Raw genomic sequence first — 17,469 nt, 5'->3', positions numbered from 1 at the left:
TCCATGCACCTGTCCAGAATCCACCGACGGCTCCCCACCGCCGCCACGGCGCTCACCGCGGCCGTAGCCACCGCGACGCTCACCCTCGCCGCCTGCGGCACCACCGACACCGGGTCGTCCGACTCGGCCGACGCCTCCGGCGAGGTGCCGACCTCCGGCGCCGCCGGCTGCGACGGTGACATCGAGACCAGCACCGACCCGGTCTCCATGACCGACGACCTCGGACGCACAGTGGAGCTCGACAAGCCCGCCAGCCGTGTCGCGGTCCTGGAGTGGCAGGAGATCGAGGACGCGATCAGTCTCTGCGTCGACCCGGTCGCCGTCGCGTCCCCCGACGACTACAGCACCTACGTCAGTGCCGAGGCCCTGCCCGACGACGTCGTCAACGCCGGCGAACGTGGCGAGCCCGATCTCGACGCCATCTACGGCGCCGACCCCGACCTGATCATCGTCGAGGCGTTCAGCGCCGATGACGCCGTGCTCACCCAGCTGGAGGAACGCGACGTCCCCGTACTCGCGGTGAAGGGTGCCGACGCCGCCGACCAGATCGGCACGGTCAAGAACGTCCTCACCAAGATCGGTGAAGCCACGGGCCGCTCCGCCCGCGCCGCGGAGGTCAACCAGGAATTCGACGACCACCTCGCCGCCGCCCGCGACGACCTCGCCGACACCGTGGCCACCCTCAAGGAACGCGACGAATCCGACTTCCTCTACTTCGACGGCTGGGTTGAGAGCGGTAACCTGACCATCCGCCCCTACACCGACGGCGCACTGATGACACAGCTCGGCGAAGAACTGGGCATGACCTCCGCCTGGACCGACGACATCAACGACTCCTACGGCGACGGCGGGGTCGACCCCTCCTTCGGTCTCGCCCAGACCGATATCGAGGGCCTCACCGCCGTCGGCGACGCGAACCTGTTCTACACCGGATCCCAGGGTGGCGCCGACGATTACGTCCAGGCCATGACCTCCAACCCGATCTGGAAGAACCTGCCCGCCGTCAAGGACGACCGCACCCACGAGTTCCCCAACGACCTCTGGGCCGCCGGTGGCCCGCGCTCCTGCATCCAGCTGATCGACGCCTTCGTCGACGCGGTCAAGGCTGTGGCAGACTCAGAAGGCTCAGAAGGATCCTCCGACACCAAGTGAGGACGACCAGAACACCCCTCGCACCACTTGCGCTGATCGTCGCCCTGATCCTGGGGATCGTCTGCGTCAGCGCGTGGCACCTGACCCAGGGCACCTCCGGCCTCGGTATCCGCGACCTTGTCCTGTACGCCGTGGGGCACCCCGGTGCGCCGCAGGACGTCAACGGCGTGCCCGTCGACAGTATCCTCTCCGGATCACGGATCCCGCGGCTCCTCGCCGGGGTCACGGTCGGATTCGCGCTCGGCGTCGCCGGCATCCTCCTGCAGTCGGTGACACGCAACCAACTGGCGTCCCCCGACACCCTCGCGGTGACCGCCGGATCCTATGTGACCCTGACCGCGGTGGCGGCGTTCGGCGTCAGCGTCCCGTTCTGGGCATCCGGACTGGTCGCCTTCGCCGGTGGTCTGGCCAGCGCGACCCTGGTCCTGACACTCACGGGTGCGGGATCCGGCCGCGGCGGTTCCACCGGGACGACGAAGCTCATCCTCGCCGGCTCCGCGATCGCCATGGCACTGGACGCGGTCACCGGCATGCTGCTGATCCTGTTCAGCCAGAACACCACCGGACTGTTCGCCTGGGGATCCGGATCCCTGTCCCAGCTCAGCGTGGATGCCTCGGCCCGCGCCGTACCGGTCATCCTGCTCGGGCTCGTCGCCGCAGTCGCGATGTCCCGCCGCCTCGACGTCCTCTCGCTCGGCGACGACGACACCGCCACCACCCTCGGCATCCCGGTCCGCGCCACCCGCGCCACCGCCGTCATCCTCGCGGTCCTGCTCACCGCCCTGTCCGTGACGGTCGCCGGACCGTTGGGCTTCATCGGGTTAGGTGCTCCAGTGCTCGCCCGGCTGCTCTCCACCCGCATCCGCGGCCTGCGCCACCACGCCGTGCTCATTCCCGTGACCGGCCTGGTCGGCGCGCTGCTCGTCCTGCTGTCCGACGCACTGCTGCGCGCCGTCCTCGGTGCCGAACAGGCGGCGTCGATCCCCACCGGCATCCCGACCTCGCTGCTCGGCGCCGTGGTCATCGTGGTCCTGGCGATGCGTATGCGCGACCAGGGTGTGGTGCGTTCCGCCCGCGCCAACGCCGGTGCCCGTCGTGGAACATTCACCCCCGCCCAGGCCCGGCGTCGCTTCCTCCTGGTCCTTCTCATCGCCGTCCTGCTGCTCGTCGGTGCTGTCGTCTACGGTCTGCTCGCCGGCAGTCTGTGGCTCAAGCTCGGCGACGTGGCACTGTGGCTCCGCGACGCCGCGCCGGATCTGGTCGGCGGAGCTCTCGACACCCGCGTCCCCCGGGTCGTCGCCGCCGTCCTGGCCGGCGCCGCGCTCGGTGTGGCCGGCACGGTGGTGCAGGGGACGGTCCGCAACCCCCTGGCCGAACCCGGGCTGCTCGGCATCACCGCCGGTGCGGGCCTCGGGGCCGTCATCGCCACCACCCTGCTCCCCGACGGCGGTCGCCCCGTCCTCGTCGCCCTGGCGGTGGCGACAGGTCTGGCGACCTTCGCGCTGGTCACGCTGCTGGCCTGGCGGGGCGGTCTGCTTCCGGACCGCTTCGTGCTCATCGGTATCGGCTGCGGCTACGGCATCTCCGCCATGACGACTTTCCTGCTGCTGCGGGCGAACCCCTACGACACACCAAGGATCTTCACCTGGCTGTCCGGGACGACCTACGGCAGGACGTTCCCCGACGTCATCCCCGTGGCCGTGGTCCTGCTGACGTCCCTGCCGGTGCTGGTCATGCTGCGGCGACACCTGGACCTGATGTCGATGGACGAAGACACCCCACGGGTCCTCGGCGTGCCGGTGGAACGCACGAGGCTGGGACTGCTGACGCTCGCTGCCGTGTTGGCCGCGGTGAGCGTGGTGGCCGTCGGTGTGGTCGGATTCGTCGGTCTGGTCGCCCCTCACCTCGCCCGGGCACTGGTCGGAGGACGGCACGCCCGCGTACTGCCGGTGGCGATGGTGCTCGGCGCGGCGATGGTGGGCCTGGCCGACGGGCTGGGTCGTTCCCTGATCGCCCCGGCGCAGGTGCCCGCAGGGCTGATGATCGCCCTGGTCGGTGCGCCGTACTTCGTGTGGCTGCTGCGCAGGACGTGACCCGGGTTCCCTACTACGCGCCTTTCTTGCCGATTTCCAGGTCCTGCCGGTGCCCCTTGAGGACGGGAAGCCCCTTGCGGACCTTCTCCACATGGTTCGGGTCGATGTCGACCATGAGGATCTGGGCGACGTACCCGGTCTCCGCCAGCCGGGCCCCGCCCGGGCTGACGATCACGGAGTGGCCGATGCCCGTCGGTCCGTCATTCTGCCCGTAGCGGTCCGGGGAGCCGGGCCGTGCCTGCCCGGCGGCGACAACGTAGCTGGTGGTGTCGAGTGCCCGGGCGGCGGTGAGTGTGCGCCACTGGTCGAGTTTGCCGGGGCCGTCGGTCCAGGCGGTGGGGACGACCATGACTGTGGCGCCCTCTTCCGCCAGCGCGTAGAAGTGTCCGGGGAAACGGATGTCGTAGCAGGTCGCCAAGCCGATGGTCACGCCGTTGATGTCGTAGGTGACCCGGCGGGTGCCGGGCTTGACGGTGTCGGATTCCCGGTAACCGAACGCGTCGAAGGTGTGGATCTTGTGGTAGTGCTCGGTGCCCTGTGGACCGGTGATCAGCAGGGTGTTGTGGACGCGTCGGAACTTGTTCGCCTGTCCGGAGCCCTCCACCGGCTCGGTCTGCAGTTCCCCCGACGGCAACCGGTAGACGGTGTCGGCAGGGGTGAACATGCCGACGACGGCGGTCGTGCCGGCGTCCTTCGCCGCTTTCTCGACGGCGCGGGCGAAGGGGCCGTCGAGCGGTTGGGCGATGACGTCGAGGCGTCCGGCGTCGAAGGGGAACATCGCAGCCTCAGGGAAGACCACCAGGTCGGCGCCGTTTTCGGCGGATCCGGCGATATAGGATCTGATTTTCTCGAGGTTCTTGTCGACGTCCGGCACGGAGTTCATCTGGATGACGGCGATGCGCATGCTGCCAAGGGTACGTGACCGGCTTAGGATTGTCGGGTGAGTTCTTCTGCCGCCGAACGTTCCCCGGCCAGTGTGTTAACCGCCCTCCGCAGCCCCCGCCTCCTCACCGTCGAGGTCCTCGGCGGTCTGGTGACGGCGTTCGCGCTGATCCCGGAGTCCTTGAGCTTCGCGATCGTGGCAGGACTGGACCCGATGATGGGCTTGTACGCGGCGTTCACGATGGCCTGTGTGACAGCGGTGCTGGGCGGGCGTCCCGGCATGGTGTCGGGTGCGGCGGGGTCGATTGCCCTGGTGATCTTCCCCGTCGCCCGCGACCACGGTGTGGAGTATCTGCTCGCCACGGTGATTCTCGGCGGCGTGCTGCAGATGGTGCTGGGTGCGCTGGGCGTCGCGAAGCTGATGCGCTTCATCCCCCGCTCGGTGATGGTGGGGTTCGTCGATGCCCTGGCGATCCTGATCTTCTCGGCGCAGCTGCAGCATCTGTTCGGGGTGCCGTGGCTGGTGTATCCGTTGACGGCGGCCGGGCTGCTGGTGATCGTCCTGTTCCCCCGCTTGACGACGAATTTCCCGGCGCCGTTGGCGTCGATCCTGTTGATCACCCTGGCGGTGACGGTCTTCAGCTGGGATGTTCCGACGGTGGGAGACCAGGGTGCGTTACCGTCGTCGTTCCCGGGGTTCGGGGTGCCCTCGGTGCCGTTCTCGGCGGAGACGTTGGGGATCATCGCCCCCTATGCGGTCGCTCTGGCCCTGGTGGGGCTGATGGAGTCCCTGCTGACGGCGAAACTGGTCGACGACCTGACGGACACGCATTCGGACAAGACCCGCGAGTCTCTGGGACAGGGCGCGGCGAACCTGGTGACGGGGTTCTTCGGGGGCATGGGCGGCTGCGCGATGATCGGGCAGACGATGATCAACGTCAAGCAGGCCGGTGCGCGGACCCGGGTGAGTTCCTTCCTGGCCGGGGTGTTCCTGATCGTGTTGTCGGTGTCTTTGTCGGATCTGGTGGGGCAGATTCCGATGGCCGCGTTGGTGGCGGTGATGCTGGTGGTCGCCTTCACCACCTTCGACTGGAACAGCGTGCGCACGCTGCGGGTGATGCCGGTGTCCGAGACGATCGTGCTGCTGGTGACGGTGGTCTCCACGGTGGTCACGGACAATCTGGCGGTCGGGGTGATTCTGGGGGTCATCACGGCGATGGTGGCGTTCGCCCGGCGCGTGGCTCACCTGACCCGGGTGGACCGGGTCGGAGGCGAGGGCAGCGGGCGGTACCGGGTGGACGGTCAGTTGTTCTTCGCCTCGTCGAATGACCTGGTGTACCAGTTCGACTACGTGGGTGACCCGGATGAGGTCACGGTCGATTTCTCGGATGCGACGGTATGGGATTCGTCGACGGTGGCGGCACTTCAGGGGGTGCGCGAGCAGTACGCGCGGCGGGGGAAGTCGGTGACGTTCACCGGCCTGGACGCCACGAGCAGGGGCTATATCGACCGGCTTGAGGGCCGGTTGGACTGACGCCCCGGGTCGGCGGGTTATGCACAGGATGCCGGGACGTGGCGCTGAATTCGACGAAAGTTATGCACAGTGCCGCCGGCCCGGGGCGGCGTCCTTCCGTCCTGGTGCGCGGCTGTCGTAGTCTCCGGGGACCGCAGTTCACCGGTTATTCCAGGAGGCAGTATGACCGCCGTGTTCGGTGTCCGTCCGTCACAGGTCAGGACGACAGCCCGAGAGTTGGACAGGGAAGCGTCGGCGGTGACGGCTGCGGCGGACGTTCTCGCCGCGGGTGTTCCGGCGTCCTCTGCCGTGCCGGGCGGGCAGACGCTCGCTGCGCTGGTCGAGGGTGCCGACCGGGTCTCCCACGCCGTCGACGGGGAGGCCCGGGTGCTCGAGGTGCTCGGTACTGACCTGAGGTCCTTCGCTGACGTGGTGGAGACCGCCGAGCGGGACGCCGCGGCATCGTTGTCGGAATCACCGGCAGGTGTGCGCTGATGGACGTGCGCGCGCTCGCCGACGCACCGCTGGAGGACGCCGCCGCCGTCGCCGGTCGGTGGTCCGCCACGGCACGGGACCTGGAGTCCACGGGCACGGAACTGCGGGAGCACGGGAAACTGGTGGGCTGGACCGGTACCGCGTCCGAGGCCATGCGCCACCGCATCGACAGTTCCGCCAACCGGCTTCTCGCGGCCACCGTCTCCGCCCGGTGGGTGGGCACCGTGCTGGGACACCATGCCACGGTGCTGTCGCAGGTGAGGTCCCAGGTTGCGCCGGTCCTGGCACTGGCCCGGAGGACGGGGATGCAGGTGTCGCCGGGTGGCACGGTGACGCCACCGGTCTCCCTGCCACCGCTGTCAGCTCTGGCTGCAGCGTGGTCGCTGGCCCTGCACGCCTGCCGCACCTTCGCCACTGCTCTGGACGATGCGGCGGCAGCGGTGATCGCCGCGTTGTGTTCAGTGCGTGAGGCACCGCCGGTATCTGCGGTCGACCGTGGAACACCGGACGCCCGGGATGCTGCCGCCGAATTCATCGCCGACTCTGCTGCAACCTCCGCGGCAGTGACCATGCCGACGGGGTTGACTGCTCCGCTGGACGACTCCCGGGAGGCGGCACTGCGCACGGCCGTCGTCGCCGCCCGCCAGGAACTTGCCCTCCGGGGACTCGACCCGAACGCCGTCGGGGTCACGGTGGAGCAGATCGACGGGGAGGCGGTGGTCGTGGTCGGCAACATCCGGACAGCGGACAAGATCACCACACTGGTCAGCGGTGTCGGTTCCTCGGCGGACGGTGCGTTGGTGGGATCTGCCGGTGGTGCGGGACGTATCGCCGGTGCCGGGCACGCCGTCATCGCCTGGCATGGCTACAACGCGCCGGGGAACGTGGGTCACGGAATGAACCCCGCCTACGCGGGAGCCGGGGCGCCGGCGTTGCGTCGCGTGCAGTCGACCCTGAGAAACCGCTCGGTTGAGGGCGCCGAGCTGCAGATCGTGGCCCACAGTTACGGCACAACGCTCGTCGGTGCGGCAGCACGGGACCCGTCCACCCCGCTGGACGCGGACACCGTCCACCTGCTCGGGAGCCCGGGCACCGGAGTACAACGTGCGGATCAGATGCATGTCGGAGCCCCGGACGGTGGGGCGGAGATCCACTCCTGGCGGGCACCGGGTGATCTCATCGGTGCGACGACCGGAGCATCGGGAGGTGTGCACGGGGTTGACCCGACCTCCGCAGGCTTCGGCGCGGACACGTCCAACGGCCTCCCGTCCGGGCAGCAGGGCGGTGTCGTCGGACGTATCCTGGGCCGTATGACCGACGGTTACCTGTGGTTCCGGGGCGAATGGGACTCCCACAGCAGCTACCTGTCCGACGACCATGTTCTGGAACAGGTGCGCTGATGTACTCGGTGATCATCATCGGCGCCGGGCAGGCCGGGCTCGCCGCCGCCCACGCGTTGGCACGCAAGGGCATCACCCCGGGAGAGAAGATGCTTGTCCTCGACGGCAACGACGGTCCCGGCGGGGCGTGGCGACACCGGTGGGACTCGTTGACCCTGGGGAGCGCCCACGGCATCGCCGACCTCCCGGGTCTGCCGATGCCCCGGCCTGACCCCGGTATCCCCGCGTCCGACCTGGTGGCCGACTACTACGGCTCCTACGAGGACACCTTCGACCTGCGGGTCAAGCGGCCCGCCCGCGTCATCCGGGTCGACGGGGAGGCCCCGGGGCCGCTCACCGTGACGGTCGTGATGGACGGGCAGTGTTCCCGGCTGCAGACGAGCATGCTGATCAACGCCACCGGCACCTGGACGCACCCGTACATCCCGTACATTCCCGGCATCGACCTTTTCACCGGACGCCAGCTGCACACCGCCGACTACACGAGGAAGGAGGACTTCGCCGGTGACAGGGTACTCGTCGTCGGTGGAGGGCTGAGCGCCGTCCAGTTCCTGCTGGAACTCCACGAACCCGGTGGTGCCGCGTCCACGGTCTGGGCCACACGCCGACCGCCGAATTTCGTGGACCGGACGTTCGACAATGACGACGGCAACTGGGGACGGGAGGTGGAACGCCGGGTCCGTGCAGACACCGAGCATGGGCGGCGGCCGGCCTCGGTGGTGCGCAACACCGGCATACCGGCCCTGCCCCGGTACCTCGACGGCGTAGCCGACGGGACACTCGTCTCCCGCGGCATGTTCACCCGCATCAACGACAGCTCGGTGACCTTCGGCAGTACCGACCTACCGGGCACAGGACAGGATCTGGTCCAACCAGACAGCTGGCGTCCTTTCGCCCGGGGCCACCGGGAGCCGGTGGACGTGATCTTCTGGAACACCGGTTTCCGTCCGGCCCTCAACCATCTGTCGCCGTTGCGCCTGCGTGAGCCCGGAGGCGGAATCACCGTGGTCAACGAGGTCGAGGTGGTTCGGGACGACCGCGTCCTGTTGGCCGGTTACGGGTCCACGGCATCCACGGTGGGGGCGAACCGCGCCGGGCGTCTTGCCGGTCAGGTGGCGGCCCGACGACTGGCGGGGAACGACTGATCGTGTCCTGCCGCCTCCTCGTCAAGCGCCCTTGTGGTGGTGCCTTTTCTGCCATATAGTTGACGTGTCAACTACTTTAGATCTCCAGGAGATGTCATGAAGGCTTTCGGCTTCCTCAGTTTCGGCCACTACGACCTCGGCGCATCCGGACGCTCCACCCCGGGACGCACCATGCCCGGCGCGAAAGAGAACATCAGGAACGCCGTGGACATTGCCGTCGGCGCCGACGAGATCGGCGTGAACGGGGCCTACTGGCGCGTACACCACTTCGCTCCGCAGCACGCCGCACCCATGCCGATCCTCTCCGCTGCCGCGGCCAGGACCACGCACATCGAGGTCGGTACCGGCGTCATCGACCTGCGTTACGAAAACCCCCTTCACCTTGCAGAAGAGGCCGCCCAGCTGGACCTGCTCTCCGACGGCAGAGTGGCCCTCGGCGTCTCCCGCGGATCGCCCGAACCGGTGGACCGCGGCTACGCCGAGTTCGGTTACCACCCGGAGCCCGACGATCCGAAGGGTGCGGAGATGGCACGGCAGAAGTTCGACCGCTTCATGTCCGCCGTCGACGGGGAGGGGATCGCCACCGCGCTCCCCCTCGACGAGCAGTATCCACGGATGTACCAGCCGAATGCGCAGGTGCCTGTCATGCCCACCTCACTGTCGCTACGCAAGCATGTCTGGTGGGGCGCAGGCTCCCGCGACACCGCCGTATGGGCCGCGCAGAAGGGTGTGAACCTGATGAGTTCCACGCTGCTGACCGAGGCCAACGGCGACCAGTTCGCCGATCTCCAGGCTGACCAGCTCCGACTGTTCCGCCGGGCGTGGAAGGAAGCAGGCCACTCGTGGACACCGCGGACATCGGTGTCCCGGTCGATCTTCCCGATCCTCTCGGACACCGACCGCCGCATGTTCGGCTCAGGCGACGACGGCGGGGTCGGCTACATCGACGACAGCACCGCCACTTTCGGCCGCACCTACGCCGACGAACCCGACAAGCTCATCGAGGAGCTGAAGAAGGATGCGGCGGTCATGGAAGCGGACACCCTGATGCTGACGATCCCCAGTCAGCTCGGAGTGGACGCCAACCTGAGGATCCTCTCCGCCTTCGCCGAACATGTCGCACCCGAGCTGGGATGGGAGCCGAACACCGCAGGCCCGGTGACCGGTTACCCGATCTGATCCGGCGTTCCCGCCCCCACCACCACTACCGGCACCCTCCTTTAGCCACGCGCCCGAGACAACGCACGCCTCGGCGCAGACGACAGACGACTACTTTCATTTTGCAAGGTTAACCTCATTGGTCTAACGTCTCGGAGACAAGAGAACTGTCACGTCCGCCGATACCGCACCGTAGGCCGGTGCGGATGACGTTGGAGTCGCGACTGCCGCCTTTTCACGGAAGGACTCACATGGGAATTCTCGACAGATTCAACCTGGAAGGAAAAGTCGCGATCATCACCGGCGCCTCGAGCGGACTCGGTGTATCGTTCGCCACCGCCCTGGCGGAGGCGGGTGCCGACCTCGTACTGGGTGCGCGACGGGAGGACAGGCTCGCCGAGACCGTCCGACTGGTCGAGAAACAGGGCCGCAGAGCCGTCGCGGTACGTGCTGACGTCACCGACCCCGACGATTGCCGGGCGCTGGCCGACCGGGCGGTCGAAGAGTTCGGACGGGTCGACATTCTCGTCAACAACGCCGGCACCGCCTACATGGCTCCAGTCAGCCGTGACACTCCTGAGCAGTTCCGCGGGACCATCGAGCTGAACCTGAACTCGTGTTACTGGATGGCGCAGGCCGCTGGGCCGGCGATGGTGTCCGGCGGATCCATTGTCAATGTCGGCAGCATGCTCGGCCTCACCACGCTGGGTATGCCGCAGGCCGCGTACTCGGCCAGCAAGGCGGGGATCATCGGCCTCACACGCGACCTTGCACAGCAGTGGACGCCCCGGAAGGGGATCCGGGTGAACACCCTCGCCCCGGGGTACTTCCATTCCGAGATGACAGACCAGATTGACCCCCAGTACTTCGAGGACGTCGTCATCCCCCGCACGCTCTTCAAACGCCTCGGCGAGCACGATGAACTCTCCGCGGCCCTGCTGTTCCTTGCCAGCGACGCCAGCAGTTACATCAGCGGCATCACCCTGCCCGTCGAAGGCGGCTGCCTGGTCACCTGAACTGTCCGGGTGAGATGTAGCCTCAGGGGATGCTCCGCGTCGCAACTGCCAACATCAACGGGATCCGTGCCACGCACCGCAGAGGATTCGCCGATTGGCTTGCCACCCGAGACTGCGATGTCGTCGCCCTGCAGGAGGTACGGGCCCAGGCCCACAAGCTTCCGGAAGGAGCCTTCGGCAACTACCACGTGGCCCTGGAGACCGGTGACATCCCCGGGCGCAACGGCGTCGCCGTCCTCACCCGGTACCAGCCTGCAGCAGTACGGTCCTGGAGCGGCACCGCGTTGCTCGGTGGCCCCGATGCCGGCCCCGACGATCTCCGGCAGGTACCGGCCCCCGATCACGTGGGGCTTGCCCGGGAACTCCGGGCATTCGCCGGCCAGGGCCGCTACGTTGAGGTTGACCTCGCCGACGAACCCGTCACCATCGCGAGTCTCTACCTGCCGAAAGGCGGGCTCCCGGCCGAGCTCCAACGACCGGAGCGTATGCGCGACGCCCCCGACGGGGGAGCACGCTACGACCGAAAGATGAGCTTCATGGCCGGGTTCTCGCGTTATCTCACACGCACCCGCCGGGCAGCCGCCGCATCGGGCCGCGAGTTCCTCCTGATGGGCGACTTCAATATCGCCCACACCCGCCGGGATCTCGCGGCATGGCGCCGCAACCAGAAGAATGACGGCTTCCTTCCGGAGGAACGCGAGTGGTTCGGTGCCCAGTTGTCCACCCGGACACTGGTCGACGTCGTCCGGCACGTGCGTCCTGACGAGGACGGCCCGTACTCGTGGTGGTCGTGGCTCGGACAGTCCTTCGCGAATGACTCGGGGTGGCGGCTGGACTACCACCTCGCCACTCCCCGTCTGGCACGTACGGCGGTGGATACCACGGTCGACCGGGACCACCATGGCGTGCGCCTTTCCGACCACTCCCCCGTGGTCGTCGACTATGACCTGTCGTGACCGTGTTCCGTTACCGCCTGCGGCTCAGCGCCCGGCGTAGACGTTCTCCGCAGCCGTCGGCAACCATGAGCCGAAGTCATCAGCCCACGCCGAGATCACGTTCCTCGCGTAGTGCTCCGGATCCCACCCTGCGTACAAGCTCATCGTCACCGGTTCGCCGTCGAGAACAATGTGGACGGCATGCAGTCCGTGTGCCGGAGCGTCCGTGAGGACAGCGACTCCCCGTCCCGACGCCGCATGCGCCTGGGCGATCGGAGCCGACCGCATGACGATCGGCTGCCTGACCCGGGCCCCGACACCAACCACCGCCGCATCGAACCGTGTCCTTGACACGTAGGCATCCTCCATGAGGATCAACTGGTAATCGACGAGGTCAGCGACCTCGACGGTGCTCTGCCCGTACAGCCGGTGACCACTGCAGACCTGGGCGGTGAGTCCGATGTCACACAGCTTCCGGGAGTCCCAGTCTGCCGGAGGGGCGATCGTGGTCACCCCGAGGTCGGCGCCTGTTTCCTGAACAGTCGCATAGACCTCGGCAGGACGGCTCTCGACCGCGTCCACCAGAGGGTGCTCTGCTCCACGCTGCGCAGTGAAGGGGGTCAACGTCCGCAGGACGGTGGTCTCCTGCGCGACGATCCTCAACGTCATCTCCGTCGGACGCTCAGCTCGTGTGGCTGCCGCCATCATCTCCTCGCGGCGGACGAGATCGTTGGCCATCACCCGTAACCGTCGGCCAGCGTGGGTCAGGTTCAGTCGGCCGTGAGAACGCTCGAAGAGCTCCGTCCCCAGTTCCTTCTCGAGCGCGGCGATCTGACGGGACACCGCAGGCTGGGATATGTGCATCCGAGCGGCACCGCGGGTCACCGATTCTTCCTCGGCAACGGCAAGGAAGTACTTCACTGTCCTGAGTTCCACGGGTATATGCCTCCAATGCATGGGATCAGTACAAAAATAGCATTCGACTGCATGAGTTACCTGGTTCACAATTGGTTAATCTGTTTATCCTCACTCACAAGAGAGCACCTGATGTCCCACGTCATCGACGATCAACGACTAAGCGACCCAACCGGACACCGCAGTCAGGCCGGGAAAGCACGCTTCGCGGCGTTTCTCGGGACCACCGTGGAGTGGTACGACTTCTTCATCTACAGCACGGCCGCCGCACTCGCATTCGGCCCGGTCTTCTTCCCCCATCAGACTCAAGGCACCGCCCTCCTCCTGTCGTTCGCGACCTTCTGGTCCGGGTTCCTCGCCCGCCCCGTCGGCGCGATCGTCTTCGGCCACCTCGGCGACAAGGTCGGCAGAAAGAACACCCTGGTCGCGACACTGCTGATCATGGGAACAGCGACATTCTGCATCGGAATCCTGCCTGGCGCCGACACCATCGGCGTCTGGGCTCCGGTCCTCCTGGTGTTCTTCCGTGCCCTCCAGGGATTCGGTGTGGGAGGGGAATGGGGCGGCGCCGTCCTGCTCGCCTCCGAATCCGACGCAAAGAGCAAGACGGTCCGGGGCGGGATGTGGGTGCAGCAGGGATCTCCCGCCGGCAATATTCTCGCAACTGCCGCCTTCTCCCTCATCGCGCTTCTTCCCAATGACCAGTTCATCGCCTGGGGCTGGCGGGTTCCTTTCCTGCTCTCCGCCGTCCTGGTGATCATCGGTCTTGTCATCCGCACCAGGCTGGAGGAGTCCCCCGAGTTCATCCGGGCAAAGGAAGAGAACGCACAGGTCAAGATCCCCCTGGCTGTACTGCTCCGCGACCACTGGAAACCGACGGTTGCGGCCGTGTTCGCCAGCGCGATCGGAATCGCCATGGCCTACTTCGTGAGCACCTTCATGCTCTCCTACGCCACCAACAGTCTCAGCATCGACCGACAGCACATGCTCAACATCCTGCTGGGCGCGGCCGTCCTCCAGTTCCTCTGGCAACCGCTGGCGACACGTATCGCTGAGCGCATCGGAAGCAGCCGGTTCATGGTGGTCTCCCTGGTCGCACAGGCGATCTTCGTCATCCCGATGTTCCTCATGGCGAACACGGGCAACCTCGTCCTGATTGCGGTCGGCATCTACCTGTCCTACATGGCGGGCGCGGGTTACTACGCGGTCCTCGCCGGGTTCCTGGCTCAGGCGTTCCCTCCTGAGGTCCGCTACACCGGCGTCTCCTTCGCCTACCAGGCGTCGTCGACGCTCATCGGCGGGACGACGCCCATGCTCGCGCAGTTGTTCCTGAACTCCGTCGGTTGGCAGGGCGTCGCCGGATTCAACATCGTGCTGATCCTGGTGACCATCATCGGAGTTGCGGCCCTCGCGGCGATCACGGGCTTCAGCGCCGCCACCGAGCGACAGCAGCGGCACGTCGACAATGCTGCCAGTGCCGCCGAAGCCGCCAAAGCCACCGACTCCACCAACTCCGACACCCCACACTCCCCCATGGAGGCATGAGAATGTACATCGACACCATTATCGAGAATGCGAACATCACCACGGTTTCGGCGACCAGGCCACATGCCCACACGATCGGCATCCTGCACGGGCGGGTGGTCGGCCTCGACGACGATCTCACCGGCGTCGACGCACACACACGCATCGATCTCAACGGCGCCCCTGTCGTCCCGGGTTTCAATGACGCACATCTCCACTTCTCCATGCTCGGACTCGAAATGGTCCAGCTTGACCTCACCCCGGCCACGACACCCGACCTGGACACGCTCTACCGACGGGTGAAGGAATACGCCGCCCGTCGTCCGGAGGACGCATGGGTCATGGCGCAGGGGTACGACCAGAACAAACTCGGCGACCGGCATCCTGACCTGGAGGTCTTGGACAAGATCGCCGGCGGGCGGCCTGTCTACCTGCTCCACAACTCCCACCACATGGCCGTGGTCAATTCAGAGGCGTTGCGGCGGGCAGGTCACGATCCAGCCGTAGAACTGACGTGCCCGAACGGCGGCGCACTCGGACGGCGGGACGACGGCACCTTCAACGGCCTCCTGCAGGAACAGGCGATGACACTGGTCACGCACGTCCTGCGCCCGGTCCCCCAGGAGGACCTGATCGACGGGCTCGCCGCCGCGTCCCGCTGGTGTCTTCAGAACGGGATCACCAGCGTGACCGAACCGGGTGTCTCCGGGACGATGATCGGACACGGTCCCGCCGACATCCGCGCTTACCAGGAAGTCAGGGACCGGGGTCTGCTGACCACCCGCCTGACTCTCATGCCGTACATCGACGCCCTCCACGACCTCGGCGACATCGGGGTCGACGGGCTCGAGGAAGGCTGGGGAATCGACCTCGGAATCCGGTCCGGCCTCGGCGACGACCGGCTACGACTCGGCCCGGTCAAGATCATGAGCGACGGCTCCCTGATCGGGCGCACTGCCGCGATGTGCTGCGACTACCACGACACACCCGGCAACGCGGGGCTCCTTCAGTGGGACGAGGACGAGATGCGGCGTCTGCTGATCACCGCGCACCGCAACGGTTGGCAGATTGCGGCGCACGCCATCGGCGACCGGGCCCTCGACGAAGTACTCGATGCCTACGCCGAAGCCCAACGCCTGCATCCCCGGACGGATGTGAGGCACCGCCTCGAGCATGTCGCAGTGGCATCCGACGAACAGGTCTCCCGCATCATCACCGGCGGTCACATCCCCGTCCCGCAGGGCAGGTTCCTCTCTGAACTCGGTGACGGCTTCGAAGCCGCACTGGGCGCAGACCGCCTCGACCTCGCCTACCGGATGCGGAGCTTCGTGGATGCAGGCGTCGAACTACCAGGATCCACCGATGCACCTGTGGTACCCGGTGAGGCGATCCTGAGCATCCACGACATGGTGAACCGTCGGTCCGCGGGGGGCGTACATATCGGGCCGCAGGAGTCGCTGACCGCACATCAGGCCCTCCGTGCCTACACCCACGGATCGGCCTACGCGGTACATGAGGAGGACACCAAGGGGACGCTGGAGCCGGGGAAACTGGCGGATCTCGTCGTCCTGTCCGACCCGATCGACGAGGTCGAACCGAGCCACATCAAGGACATCCAGGTGCGCGCGACCATGGTCGGCGGGGAGTTCCTCTTCGATTCCGACGGGGTGCTCGCCCCGAACTAATAGTTCTAGGCCGGTGCACACTCCCGGGGAGAATGCGTGCACTGGGTAAGAACAATTTCCCGTCGGACAGGGCTGACAGGACGGGAGCGATCGCCCAGAGCCCCGCCGGGGAACCGTCCCCGGGACCACTCCAGGTCCACCCGCTCCGGTAAGACTGGAGAGCATGACACCCAGCGTCTCCACCGCCTCCACTGCCTCCCCCGATCTCCGGTCGACCTCGACCCGCCGCCACGGACACTCCGTCCGGGAACACGTCCTCACCGCGCCGCTGGTCCACCGCTCCCCGGACCCCCGCACCATCGAGGTCTACGCCCGCGAGTACGTACCGGACGGCGGCGAGGGCCGTCCCGTGCTGCTGTTCCTCCAGGGCGGTCCCGGCCACGGAGCGCCCCGCCCCGTGGCGCCCGGTGACGGCGGATCCCTGTCGGGGTGGCTCGGCGAGGCACTCAACCACTACCGGGTGATCCTGTTCGACCAGCGCGGCACAGGCCGCTCGACACCCGTCGATGTCGCAGCTCCCGAAGCGCTCGGCCCCACGCCCCAGGACCAGGCCGAGTACCTCACCCACCTGCGTGCCGACAGCATCGTGGAGGACGCCGAACTGCTTCGCCGGGCGCTCGGCGAAGATCCCTGGACGCTGTTGGGCCAGTCCTTCGGCGGGTTCTGCATCACCTCCTACCTTTCCCTCCGCCCCGAAGGCGTCCGTGAGGCCTTCTTCACCGGTGGACTGCCCGGCTATGTCAACGACCCGCACACCCGGGTGGACGACATCTACCGCGCCACATTCGCGAAGACCGCCATACGAAACGACCGCTTCTATGCGCGCTTCCCCTGGGCGGAACACCGCGTGGCCGAGATCTGCCGTCACCTGGACGACACCGAGGAGACGCTGCCGACCGGCGAACGGCTGACGTCGCGTAGGTTCCGTACCGTCGGCATGAACCTCGGCCGGACGGGAGGGTTCGACATGCTGTCCTACCTGCTGGAAGATCCCTTCCGTACGGTCCCCGGCAGCCCGGGTGCGGTGGGACGCCGTCGCCTACGCACTCCGTTCCTCAGCGAACTGGCCGACCACCTCAGCGTGTCGGACGCCCCGCTGTACGGGGTGATGCACGAGTCGATCTACGGCATCGACGCCGCCACGAACTGGTCGGCCCACCGCATCCGCGAACAGATCCCCGGTTTCGCGGAGAACACCGCAAGCGCCGACAGCCCCCTGTACCTCACCGCAGAGCACTTCTTCCCCTGGCAGTTCGAGGAAGATCCGGCGCTGCGCCCGTGGAAGGCAGTCGCCGACCTGCTCGCGGCAAAGGACGACTGGACGCCCCTCTACGACGCCGACCAGCTGCAGCAGACCAGCGTCCCGACCGCCGCCGCCGTCTACCTCGACGACATCTTCGTCCCCTTCGAACTGTCGATGGACACCGCCTCGACGATCCGGGGGCTGCGTCCCCACGTCACCAACCGCTGGGAACACAACGGAATCAGCCAGGACGGTGCCGCTATCCTGCGCCATCTGCGCGCGCTGGTGAAAGATCACTGATCCGGGATACTCT

The 17,469-nt window shown here is 67.3% G+C and carries 14 protein-coding genes; 12 read left to right on the top strand and 2 right to left on the bottom strand.

Going from position 1 to position 17,469, the window contains the following annotated elements; translation table 11 throughout:
• The first annotated feature begins 3 nt into the window (after window positions 1–3).
• Entirely contained in the window at window positions 4–1,152 is a 1,149-nt protein-coding gene (locus BJF89_RS10815) for an ABC transporter substrate-binding protein (RefSeq protein ID WP_139311992.1), read from the top strand.
• Entirely contained in the window at window positions 1,149–3,245 is a 2,097-nt protein-coding gene (locus BJF89_RS10810) for an iron ABC transporter permease (RefSeq protein WP_222843831.1), read from the top strand. The genes BJF89_RS10815 and BJF89_RS10810 overlap by 4 nt, the downstream gene beginning before the upstream one ends.
• A gap of 13 nt (window positions 3,246–3,258) precedes the next feature.
• On the opposite strand, the gene BJF89_RS10805 is transcribed toward BJF89_RS10810, so the two are convergent.
• Window positions 3,259–4,149: a carbon-nitrogen hydrolase family protein gene (locus BJF89_RS10805; protein WP_075814756.1), complete on the bottom strand. Its 891-nt coding sequence runs from the start codon at window positions 4,147–4,149 to the stop codon at window positions 3,259–3,261.
• A gap of 36 nt (window positions 4,150–4,185) precedes the next feature.
• Between BJF89_RS10805 and BJF89_RS10800 the strand changes: the two genes are divergently transcribed.
• From BJF89_RS10800 to BJF89_RS10770, 7 genes are all read left to right on the top strand, one after another.
• Entirely contained in the window at window positions 4,186–5,661 is a 1,476-nt protein-coding gene (locus BJF89_RS10800) for a SulP family inorganic anion transporter (protein WP_075814754.1), read from the top strand.
• Window positions 5,662–5,823: 162 nt separating this feature from the next.
• Window positions 5,824–6,135: a hypothetical protein gene (locus tag BJF89_RS10795; RefSeq protein ID WP_075814752.1), complete on the top strand. Its 312-nt coding sequence runs from the start codon at window positions 5,824–5,826 to the stop codon at window positions 6,133–6,135.
• A complete protein-coding gene (locus tag BJF89_RS10790) occupies window positions 6,135–7,535 on the top strand; it encodes an alpha/beta hydrolase (RefSeq protein WP_075814750.1) in 1,401 nt (466 codons plus the stop codon). Before BJF89_RS10795 ends, BJF89_RS10790 begins: the two co-directional genes overlap by 1 nt.
• Entirely contained in the window at window positions 7,535–8,680 is a 1,146-nt protein-coding gene (locus BJF89_RS10785) for an NAD(P)-binding domain-containing protein (RefSeq protein ID WP_075814748.1), read from the top strand. The genes BJF89_RS10790 and BJF89_RS10785 overlap by 1 nt, the downstream gene beginning before the upstream one ends.
• Window positions 8,681–8,776: 96 nt before the next feature.
• Complete coding sequence (locus tag BJF89_RS10780) at window positions 8,777–9,859, top strand: LLM class flavin-dependent oxidoreductase (RefSeq protein ID WP_075814746.1); 1,083 nt, start codon at window positions 8,777–8,779, stop codon at window positions 9,857–9,859.
• Between the two features lie 230 nt (window positions 9,860–10,089).
• Window positions 10,090–10,854, top strand: coding sequence for an SDR family NAD(P)-dependent oxidoreductase (locus tag BJF89_RS10775; protein ID WP_075814744.1), 765 nt, complete (start codon window positions 10,090–10,092; stop codon window positions 10,852–10,854).
• Between the two features lie 29 nt (window positions 10,855–10,883).
• Window positions 10,884–11,810, top strand: coding sequence for an exodeoxyribonuclease III (locus BJF89_RS10770; protein WP_075814742.1), 927 nt, complete (start codon window positions 10,884–10,886; stop codon window positions 11,808–11,810).
• Window positions 11,811–11,834: 24 nt separating this feature from the next.
• On the opposite strand, the gene BJF89_RS10765 is transcribed toward BJF89_RS10770, so the two are convergent.
• On the bottom strand, window positions 11,835–12,725 hold the full coding sequence (locus BJF89_RS10765; RefSeq protein ID WP_222843830.1) for a LysR family transcriptional regulator: 891 nt from the start codon (window positions 12,723–12,725) through the stop codon (window positions 11,835–11,837).
• Between the two features lie 111 nt (window positions 12,726–12,836).
• On the opposite strand from BJF89_RS10765, the gene BJF89_RS10760 reads away from it, so the two are divergent.
• The 3 genes from BJF89_RS10760 to BJF89_RS10750 all read left to right on the top strand — a co-directional run bounded on the left by BJF89_RS10760 (window position 12,837) and on the right by BJF89_RS10750 (window position 17,456).
• On the top strand, window positions 12,837–14,249 hold the full coding sequence (locus BJF89_RS10760) for an MFS transporter (RefSeq protein WP_075814738.1): 1,413 nt from the start codon (window positions 12,837–12,839) through the stop codon (window positions 14,247–14,249).
• Window positions 14,250–14,251: 2 nt separating this feature from the next.
• Complete coding sequence (locus BJF89_RS10755) at window positions 14,252–15,913, top strand: amidohydrolase (protein ID WP_075814736.1); 1,662 nt, start codon at window positions 14,252–14,254, stop codon at window positions 15,911–15,913.
• A gap of 163 nt (window positions 15,914–16,076) precedes the next feature.
• Window positions 16,077–17,456 carry an alpha/beta fold hydrolase gene (locus BJF89_RS10750; protein WP_075814734.1) on the top strand — a complete coding sequence of 460 codons (1,380 nt, stop codon included), beginning with the start codon at window positions 16,077–16,079 and terminating at the stop codon, window positions 17,454–17,456.
• Window positions 17,457–17,469 lie beyond the last annotated feature (13 nt).

Source organism: Corynebacterium sp. CNJ-954, from assembly GCF_001942345.1.
Taxonomy (GTDB): domain Bacteria; phylum Actinomycetota; class Actinomycetes; order Mycobacteriales; family Mycobacteriaceae; genus Corynebacterium.
The sequence above is the reverse complement of the archived record's forward strand: the minus strand, read 5'-3'. Positions and strand labels throughout refer to the sequence as shown.